General features: G+C 69.4%; 14 protein-coding genes and 1 pseudogene. 7 read left to right on the top strand and 8 right to left on the bottom strand.

The features are described 5' to 3' along the window. Positions 1 to 92: 92 nt before the first annotated feature. Positions 93 to 1,592: an APC family permease gene (locus ACFHWU_RS13960; protein ID WP_416554846.1), complete on the top strand. Its 1,500-nt coding sequence runs from the start codon at positions 93 to 95 to the stop codon at positions 1,590 to 1,592. 175 nt (positions 1,593 to 1,767) lie between these two features. Here the strand turns inward: ACFHWU_RS13960 and ACFHWU_RS13955 are convergent, their stop codons facing one another. Continuing rightward, positions 1,768 to 2,100 carry a hypothetical protein gene (locus tag ACFHWU_RS13955; RefSeq protein WP_123602407.1) on the bottom strand — a complete coding sequence of 111 codons (333 nt, stop codon included), beginning with the start codon at positions 2,098 to 2,100 and terminating at the stop codon, positions 1,768 to 1,770. 211 nt (positions 2,101 to 2,311) lie between these two features. Further along, positions 2,312 to 3,172: pseudogene (locus ACFHWU_RS13950) on the bottom strand (heme o synthase); the annotation flags it as partial. Between the two features lie 434 nt (positions 3,173 to 3,606). Here ACFHWU_RS13950 and tkt point away from each other — a divergent pair. Genes tkt through pgl form a run of 6 tightly spaced genes read left to right on the top strand, consistent with a single transcriptional unit; the run spans position 3,607 to position 11,924 of the window. Then, entirely contained in the window at positions 3,607 to 5,742 is a 2,136-nt protein-coding gene (gene tkt / locus ACFHWU_RS13945) for a transketolase (protein WP_416568367.1), read from the top strand. A gap of 11 nt (positions 5,743 to 5,753) precedes the next feature. Beyond that, positions 5,754 to 6,932, top strand: coding sequence for a transaldolase (gene tal / locus ACFHWU_RS13940; RefSeq protein WP_416554842.1), 1,179 nt, complete (start codon positions 5,754 to 5,756; stop codon positions 6,930 to 6,932). After that, positions 6,929 to 8,578 carry a glucose-6-phosphate isomerase gene (locus ACFHWU_RS13935; RefSeq protein WP_282231255.1) on the top strand — a complete coding sequence of 550 codons (1,650 nt, stop codon included), beginning with the start codon at positions 6,929 to 6,931 and terminating at the stop codon, positions 8,576 to 8,578. The genes tal and ACFHWU_RS13935 overlap by 4 nt, the downstream gene beginning before the upstream one ends. Positions 8,579 to 8,614: 36 nt before the next feature. Then, a complete protein-coding gene (gene zwf / locus ACFHWU_RS13930) occupies positions 8,615 to 10,129 on the top strand; it encodes a glucose-6-phosphate dehydrogenase (RefSeq protein WP_281550404.1) in 1,515 nt (504 codons plus the stop codon). After that, entirely contained in the window at positions 10,126 to 11,154 is a 1,029-nt protein-coding gene (locus ACFHWU_RS13925; RefSeq protein WP_416554840.1) for a glucose-6-phosphate dehydrogenase assembly protein OpcA, read from the top strand. Before zwf ends, ACFHWU_RS13925 begins: the two co-directional genes overlap by 4 nt. Positions 11,155 to 11,165: 11 nt before the next feature. Beyond that, complete coding sequence (pgl, locus tag ACFHWU_RS13920; RefSeq protein ID WP_416568377.1) at positions 11,166 to 11,924, top strand: 6-phosphogluconolactonase; 759 nt, start codon at positions 11,166 to 11,168, stop codon at positions 11,922 to 11,924. Between the two features lie 67 nt (positions 11,925 to 11,991). Here pgl and ACFHWU_RS13915 read toward each other — a convergent pair whose 3' ends face one another. From ACFHWU_RS13915 to ACFHWU_RS13890, 6 genes are all read right to left on the bottom strand, one after another. Beyond that, positions 11,992 to 12,666 carry a TOPRIM nucleotidyl transferase/hydrolase domain-containing protein gene (locus tag ACFHWU_RS13915; RefSeq protein WP_416590739.1) on the bottom strand — a complete coding sequence of 225 codons (675 nt, stop codon included), beginning with the start codon at positions 12,664 to 12,666 and terminating at the stop codon, positions 11,992 to 11,994. Between the two features lie 197 nt (positions 12,667 to 12,863). After that, positions 12,864 to 13,322 carry a Pycsar system effector family protein gene (locus tag ACFHWU_RS13910; RefSeq protein WP_416590737.1) on the bottom strand — a complete coding sequence of 153 codons (459 nt, stop codon included), beginning with the start codon at positions 13,320 to 13,322 and terminating at the stop codon, positions 12,864 to 12,866. Beyond that, positions 13,319 to 13,993 carry a hypothetical protein gene (locus ACFHWU_RS13905; protein WP_416590736.1) on the bottom strand — a complete coding sequence of 225 codons (675 nt, stop codon included), beginning with the start codon at positions 13,991 to 13,993 and terminating at the stop codon, positions 13,319 to 13,321. Before ACFHWU_RS13905 ends, ACFHWU_RS13910 begins: the two co-directional genes overlap by 4 nt. After that, positions 13,990 to 16,047: a hypothetical protein gene (locus tag ACFHWU_RS13900; RefSeq protein ID WP_416590734.1), complete on the bottom strand. Its 2,058-nt coding sequence runs from the start codon at positions 16,045 to 16,047 to the stop codon at positions 13,990 to 13,992. Before ACFHWU_RS13900 ends, ACFHWU_RS13905 begins: the two co-directional genes overlap by 4 nt. Further along, the gene (locus ACFHWU_RS13895; RefSeq protein WP_416590732.1) at positions 16,044 to 16,769 is read right to left on the bottom strand and encodes a hypothetical protein; all 726 of its coding nucleotides are present in this window, start codon (positions 16,767 to 16,769) and stop codon (positions 16,044 to 16,046) included. The genes ACFHWU_RS13900 and ACFHWU_RS13895 overlap by 4 nt, the downstream gene beginning before the upstream one ends. 88 nt (positions 16,770 to 16,857) lie before the next feature. Next, the gene (locus tag ACFHWU_RS13890; protein WP_416568372.1) at positions 16,858 to 17,565 is read right to left on the bottom strand and encodes a Crp/Fnr family transcriptional regulator; all 708 of its coding nucleotides are present in this window, start codon (positions 17,563 to 17,565) and stop codon (positions 16,858 to 16,860) included. Positions 17,566 to 18,154 lie beyond the last annotated feature (589 nt).

The following is an 18,154-nucleotide window of genomic DNA, read 5'->3' as shown; positions in this document are numbered from 1 at the left end:
ACCAGACCCGCGTAGCGGTACCCCGGACGATCCTCCGTCACCGCACGCGCACTCCCGCGTTTTCCTGACTGACCCACTTTCGGAGTTCCCGCGTGTCTACCTCCCGAACGAGCCGGTCCGGCACCGTCGCCGCGACGTTGGCCCGGTCCCGCCTGGGCGTACCCCAGGTGTTGTTCTTCGTTCTCGCCGCCGCCGCGCCCCTGACCGTGGTGGCCGGCGGCGCCAGCACCGGCTATGCCGTCACCGGCACCACCGCGGTGCCGGTCGCCTACCTGCTCATCGCGGTGGTGATGGCGGTCTTCGCCGTCGGCTACGTGGCGATGAGCCGGCACGTCGTCAACGCCGGCGCGATGTACAGCTACGTAGCGCACGGTCTCGGCCGGATCCCCGGCATCGCGGCGGCGTTCGTCGCCGTCGTCGCGTACAACGCGATGCAGATCGGGCTGTACGGCGCCTTCGGCGTGGTTGCCGCCGAGGTACTCGCCGTCGCCGGTGCCACCGTGCCGTGGTGGCTCTGCGCGCTGGCCGGCTGGGCCCTGGTGACCGCGCTCGGCCTGGCCCGCGTCGACCTCAACGGCCGAATCCTGGCCGGCCTGCTGCTGGCCGAGCTCGCGGTCATCATCGGCTACAGCATCGTCATGGTCGGCCACCCCGCCGACGGTGCCGCCGCGGCGGGTCTCGACCCCCGCCAGCTGCTCACCCCGGGGGTGGCGGCGATGCTGGTCGGCGGCATAGCCGGTTTCGTCGGTGTCGAGGCCGGCACGGTGTTCGCCGAGGAGACCCGGGATCCGCGTCGTACGGTCGCCCGGGCCACCTACCTGGCGGTGACGATCGCCGGAGTCTGCTACGCGGGTTCCGCCTGGACGATGGCGGTGGCGGCCGGCCCGAACGACGTCGTCGCCCAGGCCCGCGAGCACGGCACCGAATTGATGTTCGTGCTGGTCGACCCGCACATCGGCACGACGCTCGTGGACGCCGGCCGGTTGTTGTTCCTGACCAGCCTGTTCGCCGCGCTGCTCGCGTTCCACAACACCGTTGCCCGGTACCTGTTCGCCCTCGGGCGGGAACGGGTGCTGCCGGCGGCGCTCGGCCGGACGAACCGGCGGACCGGCGCGCCGAAGCTTGGCTCGCTGGTGCAGAGCGGGCTGGCCGTCGCGGTGATCGTGGCGTACGCGGCGACCGGCCTGGATCCCATCACCCACCTGTTCTTCTGGGTGACCGTCACCGGTGGGCTCGGCGTGCTGATCCTGATGACCGTGACCTCGCTCGCGGTGATCGGCTACTTCCGCCGCGACCCGCGTGGCGAGTCGGCCTGGCGGCGACTGGTCGCGCCGGGCGCGGCCACCGGCGCGCTCGGGCTGATCCTCATCGGCACCGTCACCAGCTTCGGTGACCTGCTCGGCATCGGCGCGTCCCCGCTGCGCTGGTGGTTCCCGGCCGGGTACGCCCTGGCCGCGCTGGCTGGCGTCGGCTGGGCGCTCTGGCTGCGCGCCAGGTGCCCGCAGACGTACCGGACGATCGGCTGGGGCGCCGACAGCGGCACCGCGCTACCGGTGCCACCGGCACCCGTCCGGCCGCCGGCCCACGTCTAGTCGCGTCTAGCCGCCGACCAGCCGGACGTCCAGCCGCAGGTTGCCGCGGCGGACAACGAGCGAGACCCGGGCGTAACCGCCCGGGTCTCGCTCGGCTCTGTTTCTCCAGCTGACGGACCGCTCGTCCAGTCACGCAACTGGTCGTCGTTCGTTGTGCAGGACGGGAACGGGCTGGTCAGCGCGCCAGACTGCGACGCGACATCGACCGCCACAGGTCGTTGCTGGGTCGCATCTGATCCATCAGCTCCCGCTCCCACTCGTTCTCGATCTCGACCCCCGCCTTGAGGCAGGCGGCGCGGGCCACGTCGGTGCCGTCAGCGAACTGGTCGCCCCAGGCGCCGTCCTCCCCCACCAGGACGATCCGTGCGCCACGCTTGCCGACATACTCGATGACCGCCTTCGCACCGCCGTGGCCAGCGGCGAAGGACCGGATGCCGGCGACCAGACCAGAGGGGGCGTCCCCCGGGACGGATTCGGTCGCCAGCGTCGTATCGGAACCATCTGCCATACGCGAAGCGTAAGCAGAGCGACGACGTTTCGCCGATCGGATGTCGGCTTTTTGTGACTCCAATCATCCGTGGGCTTAAGAAGTTCCACAGATGATTGATCGTGATTTATACTACGAAAAGGGACAAATTTCAGCACGAAGAACGGCAAACACGACAGAAGTTAGGGACCCGGACGGGCGAGACCCAGCGTCAGGTCAGAGCGACCCAGCGTCAGATCAGCGCGTCCATCGCCACGGCGACGAAGAGCACCGTGAGGTAGGTCGTCGACCAGTGGAACAGCCGCATCGGCTGGACCGGCAGACCACGCCCGGACCGGCGCTGCAGCCGGTGGGCCTCCAGCAGGAAGACGACCCCGACCACGACCGCCGGCACCGCGTAGATCGGCGACATGCCCAACGGCCAGACCAGCACCGACGACCCGACCGTCAACCAGCTGAACAGCACGATCTCCACGCCCACCCGACGTTCGGAGGCCACCACCGGCAGCATCGGGATCCCGGCCCGCGCGTAGTCCACCTTGTACTTGATCGCCAACGCGTAGAAGTGCGGCAGCTGCCAGAAGAACACCACGGCGAACAGCGCCCAGGCCACCGGGGCCAGGCCACCGGTCACCGCCGCCCAGCCGATCAGCACCGGAGCGGCGCCGCAGATGCCACCCCAGAACGTGTTCTGCGGCGTCGTGCGCTTCAACCACAGCGTGTAGACGAGGTCGTAGTAGGCGATCGCCGCGAGGGTCAGCCCGGTGGCGATCCAGTTGGTGAAGACCGCCATCAGGGCCACCGAGCCCACCGCGAGCACCAATCCGAAGATCAGTGCGTGCCTGGGGCCGACCACGTGGTTCGGCAGCGGCCGGCGCTTCGTCCGGCGCATCAACTGGTCGATGTCCCGGTCGATGAAGCAGTTCAACGCGTTCGCCGCACCGGCGGCCAAGGTACCGCCGACCAGCACCACCGCCACCAGCCCCAGCGACGGCAGCCCACCGGCCGCGACCATCATCGTCGGTACGGTCGTGACCAGCAGCAGCTCGATGATCCGCGGCTTGGTGAGCGACACGTACGCCCGGACCACGGCCAGCCCGGGGGCGGCCACCGGTCCCGGATCCACCACCGCTGTGCCGGGCACCCGGTCCGCTTCGACGACGGACCTGACCCGCGCCCGGTCATGGGCGGGGCGCTCGGTGACCATGCTCACGGGCTGCACCTTCCGGCGTCGGCGGCGGGTGACCTTCAACTGGCGGCGCGACCTGCGGGCCGACGCGCCTCCGACAGCGTACGCGCAGGTATTTCGCCTGCCCGGCCGACCCGTCACCGGTGCTCGTCGTCACACCCGGCAGGCTTTCCACCGGCCACGATGCGTATCCCCCGGTGGTCGGTCGGAGGTTCCGACGACCGACCACGCCCTGGACGACCATCCGGTTGTCGAGATCGGCGGGCGCGCGTTCAACCCTGCTCGATAGGGTCGTGACGAGGGTTCCGCCTACCTGCTGGACGAGGAGCACATCCACCGTGGCTGCAACACCAACCGATGCCCCCCTGAACTGGTCCGACCTCGACCGCCGCGCGGTCGACACCGCACGCGTGCTGGCCGCCGACGCCGTGGAGAAATCCGGCAACGGCCATCCGGGCACCGCGATGAGCCTCGCTCCCGCGGCGTACCTGCTGTTCAACCGGGTCATGCGGCACGACCCGAGCGACCCGGACTGGGCCGGCCGGGACCGGTTCGTCCTCTCCGCCGGCCACTCCAGTCTCACCCTGTACATCCAGCTCTTCTTCTCCGGTTACGGCCTGAGCCTGGACGACCTCAAGGCGTTGCGGCAGTGGGGATCGCTGACCCCCGGACACCCGGAGCACGGCCACACCCGGGGTGTGGAAACCACCACCGGGCCGCTCGGCCAAGGGCTGGCCAACGGGGTCGGGATGGCGATCGCCGCCCGCCGGGAGCGCGGCCTGCTCGACCCGGACGCCGCACCCGGCGAGTCAGTCTTCGACCACAACATCTGGGTGATCGCCTCCGACGGTGACATCGAAGAGGGCATCACCCACGAAGCCAGCGCCCTGGCCGGGCACCAGAAGCTCGGCAACCTGACCGTCGTCTACGACGACAACCAGATCTCCATCGAGGACGACACCCGGATCGCGCTCAGCGAGGACGTCGCCGCCCGTTACGCAGCGTACGGCTGGCACGTGCAGACCGTCGACTGGCGGGCCGGCGCGGCCGGCGACGGCGAGTACCACGAGGACGTCGAGGCGTTGTACGCGGCGCTGACCGCCGCCCGCGCCGAGACCGACCGCCCGTCGTTCATCGCGCTGCGCACCATCATCGGCTGGCCAGCGCCGAAGAAGCAGAACACCGGCAAGATCCACGGCTCGGCGCTCGGCGCCGACGAGGTCGCCGCCACCAAGGAGGTCCTCGGCTTCGACCCCAACCAGCACTTCGCGGTCGACGACAAGGTCTTCGCCCACATCCGCGAGGTACTCGACCGGGGCCGGCAGGCACACGCGAAGTGGACCGAGAAGTACGACGCCTGGGCGCAGGCCAACCCGGAGCGCAAGGCGCTGCACGACCGGCTCGCCACCCGTACCCTGCCGACCGGCTGGACCGACGCGCTGCCGGACTGGCCGGCGGACCCCAAGGGGGTCGCCACCCGGGCCGCCTCCGGCAAGGTGCTGACCGCGCTCGCCGCCGAGCTGCCGGAGCTGTGGGGCGGCTCGGCCGACCTGGCGGAGAGCAACAACACCACGATGAAGGGCGAGCCGTCGTTCGTCCCGGCCGAGTACGCCACCAAGGAGTTCCCCGGCCACGAGTACGGCCGCACCCTGCACTTCGGCATCCGCGAGCACGCCATGGGCGCGATCCTCAACGGCATCGCGCTGCACGGCGGCACCCGCCCGTACGGTGGCACGTTCCTGGTGTTCAGCGACTACATGCGCCCGGCGGTGCGGCTGGCCGCGCTGATGAAACTCCCGGTGATCTACGTCTGGACGCACGACTCGATCGGGCTCGGCGAGGACGGCCCCACCCACCAGCCGATCGAGCACCTGTCGGCGCTGCGGGCCATCCCCGGCCTGGACGTGGTCCGCCCGGCCGACGCCAACGAGACCGCCTGGGCGTGGCGGGTCGCCCTGGAGCACACCGACCGGCCGACCGCGCTGGCGCTGACCCGCCAGGCGGTGCCGGTCATCGACCGGGACGTCTACGCCTCGGCCGAAGGAGTCCGCAAGGGCGGCTACGTGCTGGCCGACGCCGGCAACGCCCAGCCACAGGTGATCCTGATGGGCTCCGGTTCCGAGGTGCAGCTGCTGCTCACCGCCCGGGAGCGCCTCGAAGCCGAGGGCGTCGCCACCCGGGTGGTCTCGATGCCGTGCCAGGAATGGTTCACCGAGCAGGACGAGGCGTACCGCGAATCGGTGCTGCCGCGCGGGGTCAAGGCCCGGGTCAGCGTCGAGGCCGGCATCGGCATGTCCTGGCGCGGCCTGGTCGGCGACTGCGGCGAATCGGTCAGCATTGAACACTACGGGGCCAGCGCCCCGTACCAGGTGCTGTTCGAGCAGTTCGGCTTCACCGCCGACGCCGTGGTCGCGGCGGCGCACGCGTCGCTGACCCGGGTCGGCGCCATCACCGGCACCACCACCGGAAACTGAGGAGGCACCAGATGACAGACCGATTGGGTGAGCTCACCGCCGCAGGCGTGGCGGTCTGGCTCGACGACCTGTCCCGGCAACGGCTCAGCACCGGCAACCTGGACCAGCTGCGCCGCGAGAAGCACGTCGCCGGCGTGACCACCAACCCGACCATCTTCGCCGCCGCGCTCGCCGACGCCGACGAGTACAACTGGCAGCTGCGTGACCTGGCCGCCCGGGGCGTCAGCGTGGACGAGGCGGTGCGGATGCTCACCACCTACGACGTGCGATGGGGCTGCGACGTGATGCGCCCGGCGTACGAGACCAGCGGTGGCGTCGACGGCCGGGTGTCGATCGAGGTCGACCCGCGGCTGGCGTACCGCACCGCGGAGACCGTCGCCGAGGCGAAGGCGCTGTGGTGGCTGGTCGACCGGCCGAACCTGTTCATCAAGATCCCGGCGACCGAGGCCGGGCTGCCGGCGATCACCGCCACCCTGGCCGAGGGGATCAGCGTCAACGTGACCCTGATCTTCTCGCTGGACCGCTACAGCGCGGTGATGGACGCCTTCCTCGCCGGCCTGGAGCAGGCGAAGGCCAACGGCCACGACCTGACCACCATCGGCTCGGTCGCGTCGTTCTTCGTCTCCCGGGTGGACACCGAGATCGACAAGCGCCTCGACAAGATCGGCAGCGACCAGGCCAAGGCACTCAAGGGCAAGGCCGCCGTGGCGAACGCGCAGCTGGCGTACGAACGGTACGCGGAGACCTTCTCCTCGGACCGCTGGCAGGCACTGGCCGACGCCGGCGCCCACCCGCAACGCCCGCTGTGGGCCTCCACCTCGACGAAGAACCCGGCCTACCGGGACGTCATCTACGTCGAGGAGCTGATCGCCCCCGGCACGGTCAACACCATGCCGGAGTCGGTGGTGCACGCCTACGCCGACCACGGCGAGACCCGGGGCGACACGGTCACCGGCTCCTACCCGGCCGCCCGGCAGGTGCTCGACGACCTGATCGCCGTCGGCGTCGACCTCGACGACGTGGTCAAGACCCTGGAGTCGGAGGGGGTGAGCAAGTTCGAGGCCAGCTGGCAGGAGCTGCTCGACGGGGTCCGCTCGTCGCTGGACGCGGCGGCGGCCGGTGCCGGTGAGCCGAACGCGGCGGCCGGTGGGCACGCCGCCGCGGCCAAGCAGGCCGGAGGTAACGCATGAGCGACTTCTTCGACGGCGGGGTCGAGGCTGCGGCCGGGCTGAGCGTGTACGGGGCCGACGCGGTCGACGCCTCAGCCGCCTCGTCGACCCGGGGCGCGCTGGTCGGCGACGGGGTGCCCGGCTCACTCGCCCGCAAGGACCCGACGCTGTGGGGCCCGGACGCCGAGGCCGAGGCGAAGATCCGGCTCGGCTGGCTGGACACCTTCACCCGCAGCCGGGACCTGCTGCCGCAGCTCGCCGAACTGCAGGCCGAGCTGGGCGACCTGGACCACGTGGTGCTGGCCGGAATGGGTGGCTCGTCGCTGGCGCCCGAGGTCATCTCGCTCACCGTCGGCAAGCCGGTAACCGTGCTGGACACCACCGACCCGCACCAGGTGCGGGCGGCGCTCGGCGACCGACTGGACCGGACCGTCGTGGTGGTGGCCAGCAAGTCCGGCGGCACCGTGGAGACCGACAGCCACCGTCGCGCGTACTGGCAGGCGTTCCTCGACTCGGGGCTGAGCGAGGCCGAGGCCGGGCGGCGGTTCGTCATCGTCACCGATCCCGGCTCGCCGCTGGCCACCACCGCCGAGGAGATGGGCGCCACCGTGGTGCTCGCCGACCCGGAGGTCGGCGGACGGTACTCGGCGCTGACCGCGTTCGGTCTGGTCCCGTCGGCGCTGGCCGGCGTGGACGTGGTCGAGCTGCTCGACCAGGCCGAGCAGCTGTCCGCCGCGCTCGGCGGCGACCGGGACAACCCGGGGCTGGCGCTCGGCGCGGCGCTCGGCGCGGCGGCCACCACCGGCCGGGACAAGGTAGCGCTGGTCTCCGACGGCACCGGCATCGAAGGGCTCGGCGACTGGATCGAGCAGCTGATCGCCGAGTCAACCGGCAAGGACGGCATCGGCATCCTGCCGGTGGTCGTCGAGGCACCGGACGCCCCCGGCGCCGCCGGCCCGGACGTGCTAACCGTCACCTACGGCGGTGCCGGCCAACCGGGCGGGGTGCCCGGCGGCGGGGTCCGCCCCGACCTGGCGGTCAACGGACCGCTCGGCGCGCAGTTCCTGGTCTGGGAGTACGCGACGGCGGTCGCCGGCCGGGTGCTCGGCATCGACCCGTTCAACCAGCCCAACGTCACCGAGTCGAAGGAGAACACCAACCGGATCCTGGCGTCCGGGCCGCCGACCGAGGCACCGTCGTTCGTCGACGGATCCATCGAGGTGTACGGGCCGGACGGCGTACCGGGTGAGCTGGTCGGCGCGCTGCGCTGGCTGATCGACGGCGTCGGCACCGACGGATACCTCGCGGTGATGGCCTACCTGGACCGGTTCGGCGACGCCGATGCGGCCGGGATTCGCCCACTGCTGGCGGCCGCCGCCGGCCGGCCGGTCACCTTCGGCTGGGGGCCGCGGTTCCTGCACTCCACCGGGCAGTACCACAAGGGCGGGCCGCAGGTCGGCGCGTTCCTGCAGATCACTGGTGCGGTCACCGACGACCTGCCGGTGCCCGGTCGCCCGTACAGCTTCGGTGAGCTGCAGGCGGCGCAGGCCGCCGGTGACCGTGAGGCGCTCGCCGGGCGGGGCCGGCCGCTGCTGCGGCTGCACCTGACCGATCGGGCCGCCGGCGTCGCCCAACTCCTGGACACGATTCGAAACCTGCCCAGCTGACAATTGGTCCGGAGGAAAACGGACTGAGGAGGCGACGTGAACCCCCTGCGCGACCCGCAGGACCGGCGGCTGCCGCGCATCCCGGAGCCCTGCGCTCTGGTGATTTTCGGTGTCACCGGTGATCTGGCTCGCAAGAAACTACTCCCCGGCATCTACGACCTGGCCAACCGAGGGCTGCTGCCACCCGGCTTCGTGGTGCTCGGCTTCGCCCGGCGGGACTGGACCGACGGCGACTTCGAGTCGCTGGCCCACGACTCGGCCAAGGAGTACGCGCGTACCCCGTGGCGGGAGGAGGTCTGGTCCCGCCTGGCCGGCAACATCAAGTTCGTCGGCGGCTCGTTCGACGACGACGCCGCGTTCGACAAGCTGTCGGCCTGCCTGGACGGGCTGCGCGAATCGCACGGCATCCACGGCAACGCCGCGTTCTACTTCTCCATCCCGCCGTCGGCGTTCCCGCAGGTGCTCAAGCAGCTGGCCCGCACCGGCATGGCCGACAACGAGCGGTGCGGCGGCTGGCGTCGGGTGGTGGTGGAGAAGCCGTTCGGCTACGACCTGCCGTCGGCGAAGTCGCTCAACGACCTGGTGGACGACGTGTTCACCCGCGACGACGTGTTTCGCATCGACCACTATCTGGGCAAGGAGACCGTCCAGAACATCATGGCGCTGCGGTTCGCCAACAACCTGTTCGAGCCGCTGTGGAACTCCAAGTACGTCGACTCGGTGCAGATCACCATGGCCGAGGACGTCGGCATCGGCAGCCGGGCCGGCTTCTACGACGCCACCGGCGCCGCCCGTGACGTGGTGCAGAACCATCTGCTGCAGCTGCTGGCCCTGGTCACCATGGAGGAGCCGACCAGCTTCGACGCCGCCGAGATCCGGGCGGAGAAGCTGAAGGTGCTGCGGGCGATCAGCCTGCCCGACGACGTGGCCGCCGGCACCGTCCGCGGTCAGTACCTGAAGGGCTGGGTGGCCGGGCAGCGGGCCGTCGGCTACCTGGAGGAGCCGAATGTGCCGGCCGACTCGACCACCGAGACGTACGTGGCGATGCGGCTGGGCATCCAGAACCGCCGGTGGGCCGGGGTGCCGTTCTACCTGCGCGCTGGAAAGCGGTTGCCGCGGCGGGTGACCGAGGTGGCGGTGATGTTCAAGGCCGCACCGCACCTGCCGTTCAACGGCACCGATGTTGAGATGCTCAGCAACAACCAGCTGGTCATCCGGGTGCAGCCCGACGAGGGTGTGGTACTCAAGTTCGGCGCCAAGGTGCCGGGCACCACCATGGAGGTCCGCGACATCGCGATGGACTTCCAGTACGGCGAGGCGTTCACCGAGGCCAGCCCGGAGGCGTACGAGCGGTTGGTACTCGACGTGCTGATCGGCGACCGCACCCTGTTCCCCGACGCCGCCGAGGTGGAGCAGAGCTGGCGGGTGATCGACCCTCTCGAAGAGGCATGGGAGGGCACCCGGCCGGAGCCGTACCGGTCCGGCGAGTGGGGTCCGCGGGCCGCCGACGAGATGCTGGCCCGCGAGGGCCGGTCCTGGAGGAGAGCATGATCAGCCTGTGGGACACCACCGGCAACGAGGTGGTCAAGGCCCTGGCCGCCGAGCGGCGCAGCGCCGGCGGCGTGGCCAGCGGGATGGCGCTGACCCTGATCGTGGTGGTCGACGAGAAGCGGGTACGCGAGGCGGAGGCGGCGGCCACCATCGCCGCCGCCGCCCACCCGTGCCGGCTGCTCGTGGTGGTCCGCTCCGACATCGACCGCAAGGTCAGCCGGCTCGACGCCGAGGTGGTCGTAGGCGGCCGGCTCGGGCCGTGCGAGGCGGTGGTCATGCGCACCTCCGGTCGGCTGGCGCTGCACGCCGAGTCGGTGGTGATGCCGCTGCTGGTGCCGGACGTACCCGTGGTGACCTGGTGGCACGGTGAGCCGCCGGAGCAGATCGCCAACGACTACCTGGGGGTCGTCGCCGACCGGCGGATCACCGACTCGGCGCAGGCCCCCAACCCGGTGCAGGCGCTGCTGCAGCGGGCGGTCGACTACGCGTCCGGTGACACCGACCTGGCATGGACCCGGATCACCCCGTGGCGCACCCTGGTCGCCGGGGCGTTCGACACCACCGACGCGCAGATCACCGGCGCCACGGTGACCGCGCCCCGGGCCGACCCGACCGCCGCCTTGATGATCAGCTGGCTGGCGGCCCGGCTCGGCATAACCCCGCGCTGGGAGGAGACCAGCGCGTTCCCCCGGATGCGGTCGGTGGAGCTGCGCTGCGCCAACGGTGACGGGCTGAGCCTGGTCCGCGAGGACAGTTCGGCGATGTTCACCCGGACCGGGCAGCCGGAGCGGCAGATGCCGCTGGTCCGTCGACCGCTCGGCGAAGAGCTCGCCGAGGAGCTGCGGCGGCTCGACGCCGACCAGGTCTACTCGGAGGCGCTGGGCACCCTGGCCGGGCTGCCGGATCTGTCGGCCCGGCCCGCCAAGCGGGTGCACATCTGGAAGGACCCGGCGAAGGCCACGGGGCCGGCAGCCGGCACGGACCCGGCGGTCGTCGCGGCCGGTCCGGCGCGGAGCGGCTCGTGAGCGGCCCCGGCATGCTCGTCGTGCATCCGGATGCCACCGTGCTGGCCAGCGCGGTGGCATCCCGGCTCGTCGTCCGGCTGATCGACGCCCAGGCCGAGCGGGGCGAAGCGTCGGTGGTGCTGACCGGCGGCCGGGTCGCGGCGGCTGTGCTGCGCGCGGTCGGTGAGTTGCCGGCCCGGCACGCGGTCGACTGGTCCCTGGTGGACGTCTGGTGGGGTGACGAGCGGTTCCTGCCCACCGGCGACCCGGATCGCAACGAGACCCAGGCCCGCGAGGCGCTGCTCGACGTACTGCCGCTGAGTCCGCAGCGGGTGCACGCGATGCCCGCGTCGGACGGGCCGGACGGCGACGACCCGGAGGCGGCCGCCGCACGGTACGCCGCCGCCCTCGACCGGGTCGCCGGTCCCGGTACGGCCCCGCTGCCCCGGTTCGACGTGCTGATGCTCGGCGTCGGCGAGGACGGACACGTGGCGTCGGTGTTCCCGGGGCATCCGGTGACCGGCGAGACCCGCCCGGTGGCAGCGGTACGGGACAGCCCGAAACCGCCGCCGACCCGGATCACGCTGACCCTGTCCACCATCAACACCGCCGACGAGGTGTGGCTGGTCGCCGCCGGGGCGGACAAGGCGGCGGCGGTCGGCAGGGCGTACGGCGGCAGCGACCCGGTCGCCGTGCCGGCAGCCGGCGTACGCGGCGTGCGCCGCACCTGGTGGCTGCTCGACCAGGCAGCCGCCGCCGAGGTGGCGATGACGGCAGCAGCGGCCGACTGACCGGGCCTTGCGTTTCAGTGGCCGCCGGACGTCGCCGTCCGGCGGCCACTTCGGTCCGACGGCCGCTTCAGTCCGGTCCGACGAAGGCGAGCAGCCCGTCGAGAGGTCGTGGCAGGGTGTCGCGGGCAATGGCCGCCTCGACGAGCAGCCGGGCGTAGCGTGACTTGCGGCGCGAGCCGCTGCCCATGAACCGGCGCAGCTGCGCCTCGGGCCGCCGCCCCCGCCAGGCGGGCTGGCCCTGCAGCGTACGGAACGATCCGAGGTCGCCCTGCGAGTCCAGGACGGTCTCCACCATCTGGACGCCCAGGGCACGGATCAGTTCGTCCTCCAGGTCGTCGACGCAGACGAAGAATCCGAGATTCGCCAGATCGGTCCGGGTGCGGGGCGTACCGACACCGGCGGCGGCCAGTCCGCGCCGGACGATGTCCGCCTCGGCCAGGTCGCACAGCCCGGCGAGCCGCACCCGCGACCGCAGCGGGCCGAGGCCGGTCAGGAACCGGCCCGTGGCATGTGCTCCACCGATCGGCACGACCGCCACCCGTTCGGCGTCGAAGTCCCAGCCACGGCCGGCCGCCGCCGTCTCCACCGCGATCTGGTCGCTCACGCCTTCGACGAGCACCAGGGCGACGGCGCGGTCGATCTTCACCAGCGCGTCGGCGGTCGCCTGGACCGGTGCGTCGGGACCGCTGGCATAGCCGTCGAGCACCCGGCGGGCAAGCTCACGGCGACGAGCGGCGTCCACGGTCTCGCCTACCGGCACTTGGTGTCATGACCGCCATCGTCCGTGAACGCGGCCCGGCCGACAACCGGTAAATTCGCGCTCCGTAAGCGTCGGAAGACACGCCTTCGGATTGAAGAAGTGCCATCGGCGATGGTTGTCGTAGGCCTCCAGGCGAAACCGGAGGCCTACGCACCAAGGACAAGAGGAGCCGGCCCGGCTCAGGTGACGGCCACGGCGGCAATGGCCAGTACGCCAACTGCCAACGTCCGGATGGACCAAGTGATTCGGACAAACTTTCGGTATGCCACCATATTCGCTACCCAGAGCTGCCCAGCGATCGCCCGTTCAAACCCGTCCGGATCGTCGGAGGCGTCCAGCCACGCATCGATAAACGCTTCTCGATCGTCGCCGTACCGCTGGGCGACGTTCTCGAAGTAGTGCAGCGACCACGCCGCCGTTGCCTGCTGACGTGGGGCCAACGTGTAGAGCGCCAGCAACGCGCTGAGCGCGACGCAAGCGCCGGCGACAAGCAGGATGCTCTCGGACAGGGGTCCATGGGCGGACGGCATTTGCCCAGCCAGAACACCGGCAGCGGCGAGAACTGCCGCCGCCTTCACATCGGCAAAACGAATCATCTCGTTCGCCTGTTGCAGGGAGGCTCGCCCGGCTTCCCTCATGAGCCTTCCAGCCTCTCTGCCAGATCGGACCGATCGTATGATGAAAACAACTGCCCAAGCTGACTAACCAAAAATCGGCGATCGGCGTCCTCGAGTCGCCCGAGGAATTCACCAATCAGCTTGGCAATCACCAGGAACCGTGCATCCTCCCGGTTCCTGAACTTCTCAGCAATCCCCTCGAAGTCAATGTCTAGCATCGATTTAAGCTGGTCGGGATGGTGGTAAAGCCAGTAGCTGCGGGCGACATCGGGATGGGAGTAGACACTCTCCCTCAAGTACCTGATCCGATCCAGCTCGGCCCGCTGCCGCTGGCGTTCCAGGGCTGCCTGTCGATTGATTTCTAGGATGGCCTCTGCGGCCGCGTACGCTTGCCGGCCGACCGTCAAACGCACGCTGACGCCGTCGGGAGTACAAGTATTTACCTCGTTTTCGGCATTGCCGGCCTGAGTGACGCAGTATCTGGCGGTCACCTGATCGGCCCGGTCTGTCACCCTCTGCCGCGCCGCCCAGAAGGCAGCCCGGTCATCGCCCTTCCACCAGCACTGGAAGGTCGCGTTGAACATCACATACGGATGGCAGCTGCGTAGCTCGGCGGTGAATGTGACGGGCTGTTCGGGTTCCTCGGTTCTCGTCCGCCGACCTGACAGCCGAACCCGCCAGTTCTCGATCATGCGACAGCCAACGGATTGGCGCGTTGCAATCGTTCCTGAATTTGGTCACGCAGGCCGCGGGCAGCCGGATGCTCCTCGTCGCAAGCCACCGGCTGCCATTCGAACAGCAATCGCGTCATTCGGGCGAGACGTTTACTGGCACCTTGCCCGTTCCCAGCGGCACCAACCATGAGGTCGGAGATCAAGTGCTCGTACGTCGATTCCCTGGTTGCCGCGTCCAGCCATCGCATAAGCGCATCGAGGATGCCACCCTGCGGCACAGCGTCGGTAAACAGGAAGGATAGGGCGTCTTTCAACTTGGCCCGCAGGGCCGCGTCGCCGGCCAGTTCAGTGAGGAGAATCCCGGCCTGTTCTGGGGTTTCGGAGATCGCCGCCAGCGCGAGCAGGCCTACACTTTGGCGCTCGTCGCGTTCGGCAGCCCAGTCGATGATCCGCTGCAGGGTTGGCTGCCGGTGCATCGGCCGTTCCCAGAGCGACTTCACGGCTGTCACCACCGCATCAGTGACGGATTCCACCCCACGTCCGGCCAGGTTGTTCAGTCTGGTCAGCGCCACTTGCGGATAGGCATCGGCGAGCGCTCCGCAGCAGACTTCAGCCACGACACAGAGCAGCGGGTGGCTCCCCGAATACTTGGCCCACTGGTTCAGCCGCCCACGCATCGCCGGTCCAGCCTCGGGGCTCAGGGTCAACGCCGTCATCAGGTCGACGACCAGCGGACGCAGAGTCTTGTAGCTCCACCACCGCTCGACCAAGGTCCGCACCTCGGACGCGTCGGCACCGGGAAGTGCCCGGGTCACCTCGAGCATGGCCGAGGCCACCTGTCCTGCGACGCGGGCGTTGGCGGATCCACCACTGCGAATCGGCAGGTCGGACGCCCAGGCCCAAAGGCGTGTACGAAAGGCCTTCGACTGGTCGCTGTGCACGTAGCGCAGAATCGCGACGTCATAGGACGGCAGGGTGAAAAAGATCCGGTGCTGATCGTCGAGATTGGCACTGACTTTATTAGCCAGCTGCCGGATCCCCGGCGCGCCAATGCCGCCGCGTACATTCGCCGGCTCGGCAAGCTTCTCGGCAAGCTTCTCCATAGCGTGTAGGACGTTCGTGGCCTGCGCCCCTTGCAGGAAGGCCAAGGTAACGAGAAAGAGCCTGGTTCGTGGATCTGGGTTGCGCTCAAACCAGTCGCCCAGTTCTTCGTCCCAGTTCCGATATGCCTGGAATGCCTTACGTACGATATCGCCAAGGAGTTCCTCCGGATCGCTCGCAGCAGCTCGGATCCGGTTGGACAGCCTGGTGATCTGGGCCGGAGTGGCATCAGCCAGCATCTCTCGCAACGGCGGTTCCTGAAGTAGCGCGTCTACGTTCAGGCGCGCGTGCTGGTCGGTCAGAAGTCGGCGCAACAGCTCTTCACGTGCGGGGGCAGTCACCGTGAGAGCCGCGAAGCCCGGGACGTCCTCCGACCTCTCGAGCGTGTCCGGCTCGACCAGGACGACCAGATAGGAATCCCGCTTCTCTACTTCCTCCCGGTATGCCATCAGTACCTCGCGCAACCGCCCATCACGGCTTCCAGGCGGGACCGTGAGCAGGTACGAGCACCGGCCGTACGACTCCCATGGCACCTCGGCGACAGGCAGGAGCGACTTCTCGTCATCATCAGTCGGGATCTCCCGTCGGGGCGACGGAACGGCGGCGAGCAAGCCAACTGCGGCCGTACGCCGGCCGGTGTCGCGGCGCGCGACCAGCAGCACGTGACGCCGTTCCTGCAGGATGCGGGCCGCCGCTTCCCTGGACAGCCCATCCGGACCGTAGGCGCGGTCCACGAAGCTGTCCATCGTCTCCCGTACAAAGGCGTCGGACAGTTCCCAAGCTGCCCGGTAACGCCCGAGCCAGTTGTGGACATTCAGCACCTGGTCGCGGGCGACGTGCCCGGCGACCTGTCCGTTGTTCTTGTTGACGTACTGGCCGCCGTTCTCGGTGACGGCGATGCTGTCGTCGATGTCATCTGCGTAGGAATCGTCGATGTCGGGGTCGACGGGCTCGATCGGATCGGTCATCATCGGCTACTGTCCCGCTGCTGCGTCATGTTCTCGACCGTGGTGGCGACCTGGCCGTTGTTCTGCCTCACCCGTGGTCCGGAGATCCGGGGACTTATCCGCTTCTCCCCTGCCGGCGCCGCAGGAGGAGACGACGCCGGCAACACGCCGACCAGGTTTCCGGAGATCACGGGCACGTGGAGCCACGCCCGTTGTTCGAATGCCTTGCCGTCGACAGTCGCCGTAACCGGAATGCAACGGTCCGGATGCAGTCCGGCGTATCCGGCGGCGATGACGTCCTTGAAGACGCGGTCGGAGAATACGCAGGCCACGTAGGTCACGCGCGGGCTGGCCCCGGCGAGCATGGCCTTCACAGGTGCGGAATCGAGCAGACGATGAGCATCGTTGCGAGACTCCCCGTTACCTGTCCAGTGAGGGCTCTCCGGGTCGGCCGGTAGGGGACCGACGTGCAGGCTGACCCGCAACTGCAGTTGCGTCCGGGCGTGGCGGTTGTGCTCGGCGAGACGTTGCTGGAGCAGGCTCGGGAAGGGGTCCACCAGGTAGGGCAGAACGCGAGTCGGAAGTCCGACGGCGAATCCATCTCCGGTCGGGCCGAGGAATGAGGGACGTTCCCACTCCTTCCGCAGCCCGGCAACGGTCAGCGCGTCACCAACCAGGTCGAGCAGCCTGTTGCTGATCGCCTGATGAGTGCTACCTGGCTCCTCGGTGAAGCCCTTGGCGTCCACGGCCAGGATCGCCCGGTACGGGGGGAGATCGATCGAACTAGCGAACGGGATGTGTTCCACAGGAGTCCCTTCTCGAGGACGGACTCCCTCAGCGTCGGTCGGGACCGCCCGGTGCTCTGCCCAGTTCTGGGCAGAGCCCGTGTGACCGATCGCTCAGCGCCGCCGGATCCACGATGATGACCTCACGGCGTCCGGTGGTGACGATGCCGGCCTCGCGTAGGGCAGTCAGTTCAGCGACGACCGCGTTGCGCGAGGCGCCGACCAGTTCGGCGAGTTCTGCCTGGGACAGCCTGATAGCGGGTTGTCCGTCGGCTCGTTGGCTCTCCGTGTGGAGCTGAACCAGCGCCCGGGCCAGTCTTTCCCGCACGGGCAACAGCGCCAACGCCGTACGCTGGACATCGGAGGTACGCAGCCGGCTCACCGTGTAGGAGGCAAAGCCTGTCGCGAACGCAGGCCGACCGAGAAAGCGTCGGAACTGTGGACCCGTCAGCAGCCGGGTGACCGTGGTGGTAAGGGCGGTGACCGTGGCCGACCGGGGTTGCAGGTCCACAGCGGCCAGATCGCCAACCACATCGCCGGCGACCCGAAGCGTCAGAATCGCGCGGCTTCCGTCCCTCTCCGAGCGAACGATCTTGACGCAGCCGGCCAGGACCACATGCACGTGCTGCGTGGTGTCACCTTGGCGCAAGAGCACGTCGCGAGGTTCGAAGCGGACAGGAATCCCGGTGCTCCGGACTCGGAGCCATTCTTCCTGAGGGAGATGAGCAACAAGCCCTGACTCGCTGCATTCATGCATGCACATATTGTATCGCCGACAGCTACAGCTTCGAACGACCGGTTGATGTGGTGCATGATCCAGTACCCCGTCGCCAGTAGTCACGAGAGTGCCGCACTGGCCGAAGCCCAGGCGGTACCCCATCCATACAGTCAACGGCTCCACCGCACTACCAACTGGCACCAGGGCTACGCTCGATGATCAGGCTGGGTACAGCCGTCAGCTATGACGTCTGGCGGATTTGCGCTTTTGAGCAGCAGGTGACCCGGCCTCTCGCCGCCGAGCTAAGCGTGGCGCTGCGCGAGATCGGCGAGGATGTCCCGGGCTGCTCAAGTCGCGGACCTACGGTCCTTCAACCATGCGGCTGCGGCGACGAGTTCTGCCAGAGCCTCTACACGCAGCCACCGCCGGGCGGTGCCTCAGCCTCGATCCACCGATGAAGGTCGGACCGGCAGGACCCCGGCTATAGAAAGTGCCCTCTGAACTGGAAGGATAGGAGTTCTGACGCTTCTATCACCCGGTTCGAGAGGGCACCTCGCAAGTGAGAATACGCCAGGACGCGCCGGTGGTGCGCGCGACGTTCGACGATCCGAATCTGGTGTCGTGTGCC

This window comes from Micromonospora sp. LOL_015, from assembly GCF_048060275.1.
Classification (GTDB): Bacteria; Actinomycetota; Actinomycetes; order Mycobacteriales; family Micromonosporaceae; genus Micromonospora_E.
The sequence above is the reverse complement of the archived record's forward strand: the minus strand, read 5'-3'. Positions and strand labels throughout refer to the sequence as shown.

What these genes read in the sequence shown, in the direction of transcription:
- ACFHWU_RS13955 (WP_123602407.1), bottom strand. Translation starts at nt 2,100, where the DNA reads ATGGCAGATGGTTCCGATACGACGCTGGCGACCGAATCCGTCCCGGGG.
- tal (WP_416554842.1), top strand. Translation starts at nt 5,754, where the DNA reads ATGACAGACCGATTGGGTGAGCTCACCGCCGCAGGCGTGGCGGTCTGG.
- ACFHWU_RS13935 (WP_282231255.1), top strand. Translation starts at nt 6,929, where the DNA reads ATGAGCGACTTCTTCGACGGCGGGGTCGAGGCTGCGGCCGGGCTGAGC.
- ACFHWU_RS13925 (WP_416554840.1), top strand. Translation starts at nt 10,126, where the DNA reads ATGATCAGCCTGTGGGACACCACCGGCAACGAGGTGGTCAAGGCCCTG.
- pgl (WP_416568377.1), top strand. Translation starts at nt 11,166, where the DNA reads ATGCTCGTCGTGCATCCGGATGCCACCGTGCTGGCCAGCGCGGTGGCA.
- ACFHWU_RS13910 (WP_416590737.1), bottom strand. Translation starts at nt 13,322, where the DNA reads ATGAGGGAAGCCGGGCGAGCCTCCCTGCAACAGGCGAACGAGATGATT.
- ACFHWU_RS13905 (WP_416590736.1), bottom strand. Translation starts at nt 13,993, where the DNA reads ATGATCGAGAACTGGCGGGTTCGGCTGTCAGGTCGGCGGACGAGAACC.
- ACFHWU_RS13900 (WP_416590734.1), bottom strand. Translation starts at nt 16,047, where the DNA reads ATGATGACCGATCCGATCGAGCCCGTCGACCCCGACATCGACGATTCC.
- ACFHWU_RS13890 (WP_416568372.1), bottom strand. Translation starts at nt 17,565, where the DNA reads ATGCATGAATGCAGCGAGTCAGGGCTTGTTGCTCATCTCCCTCAGGAA.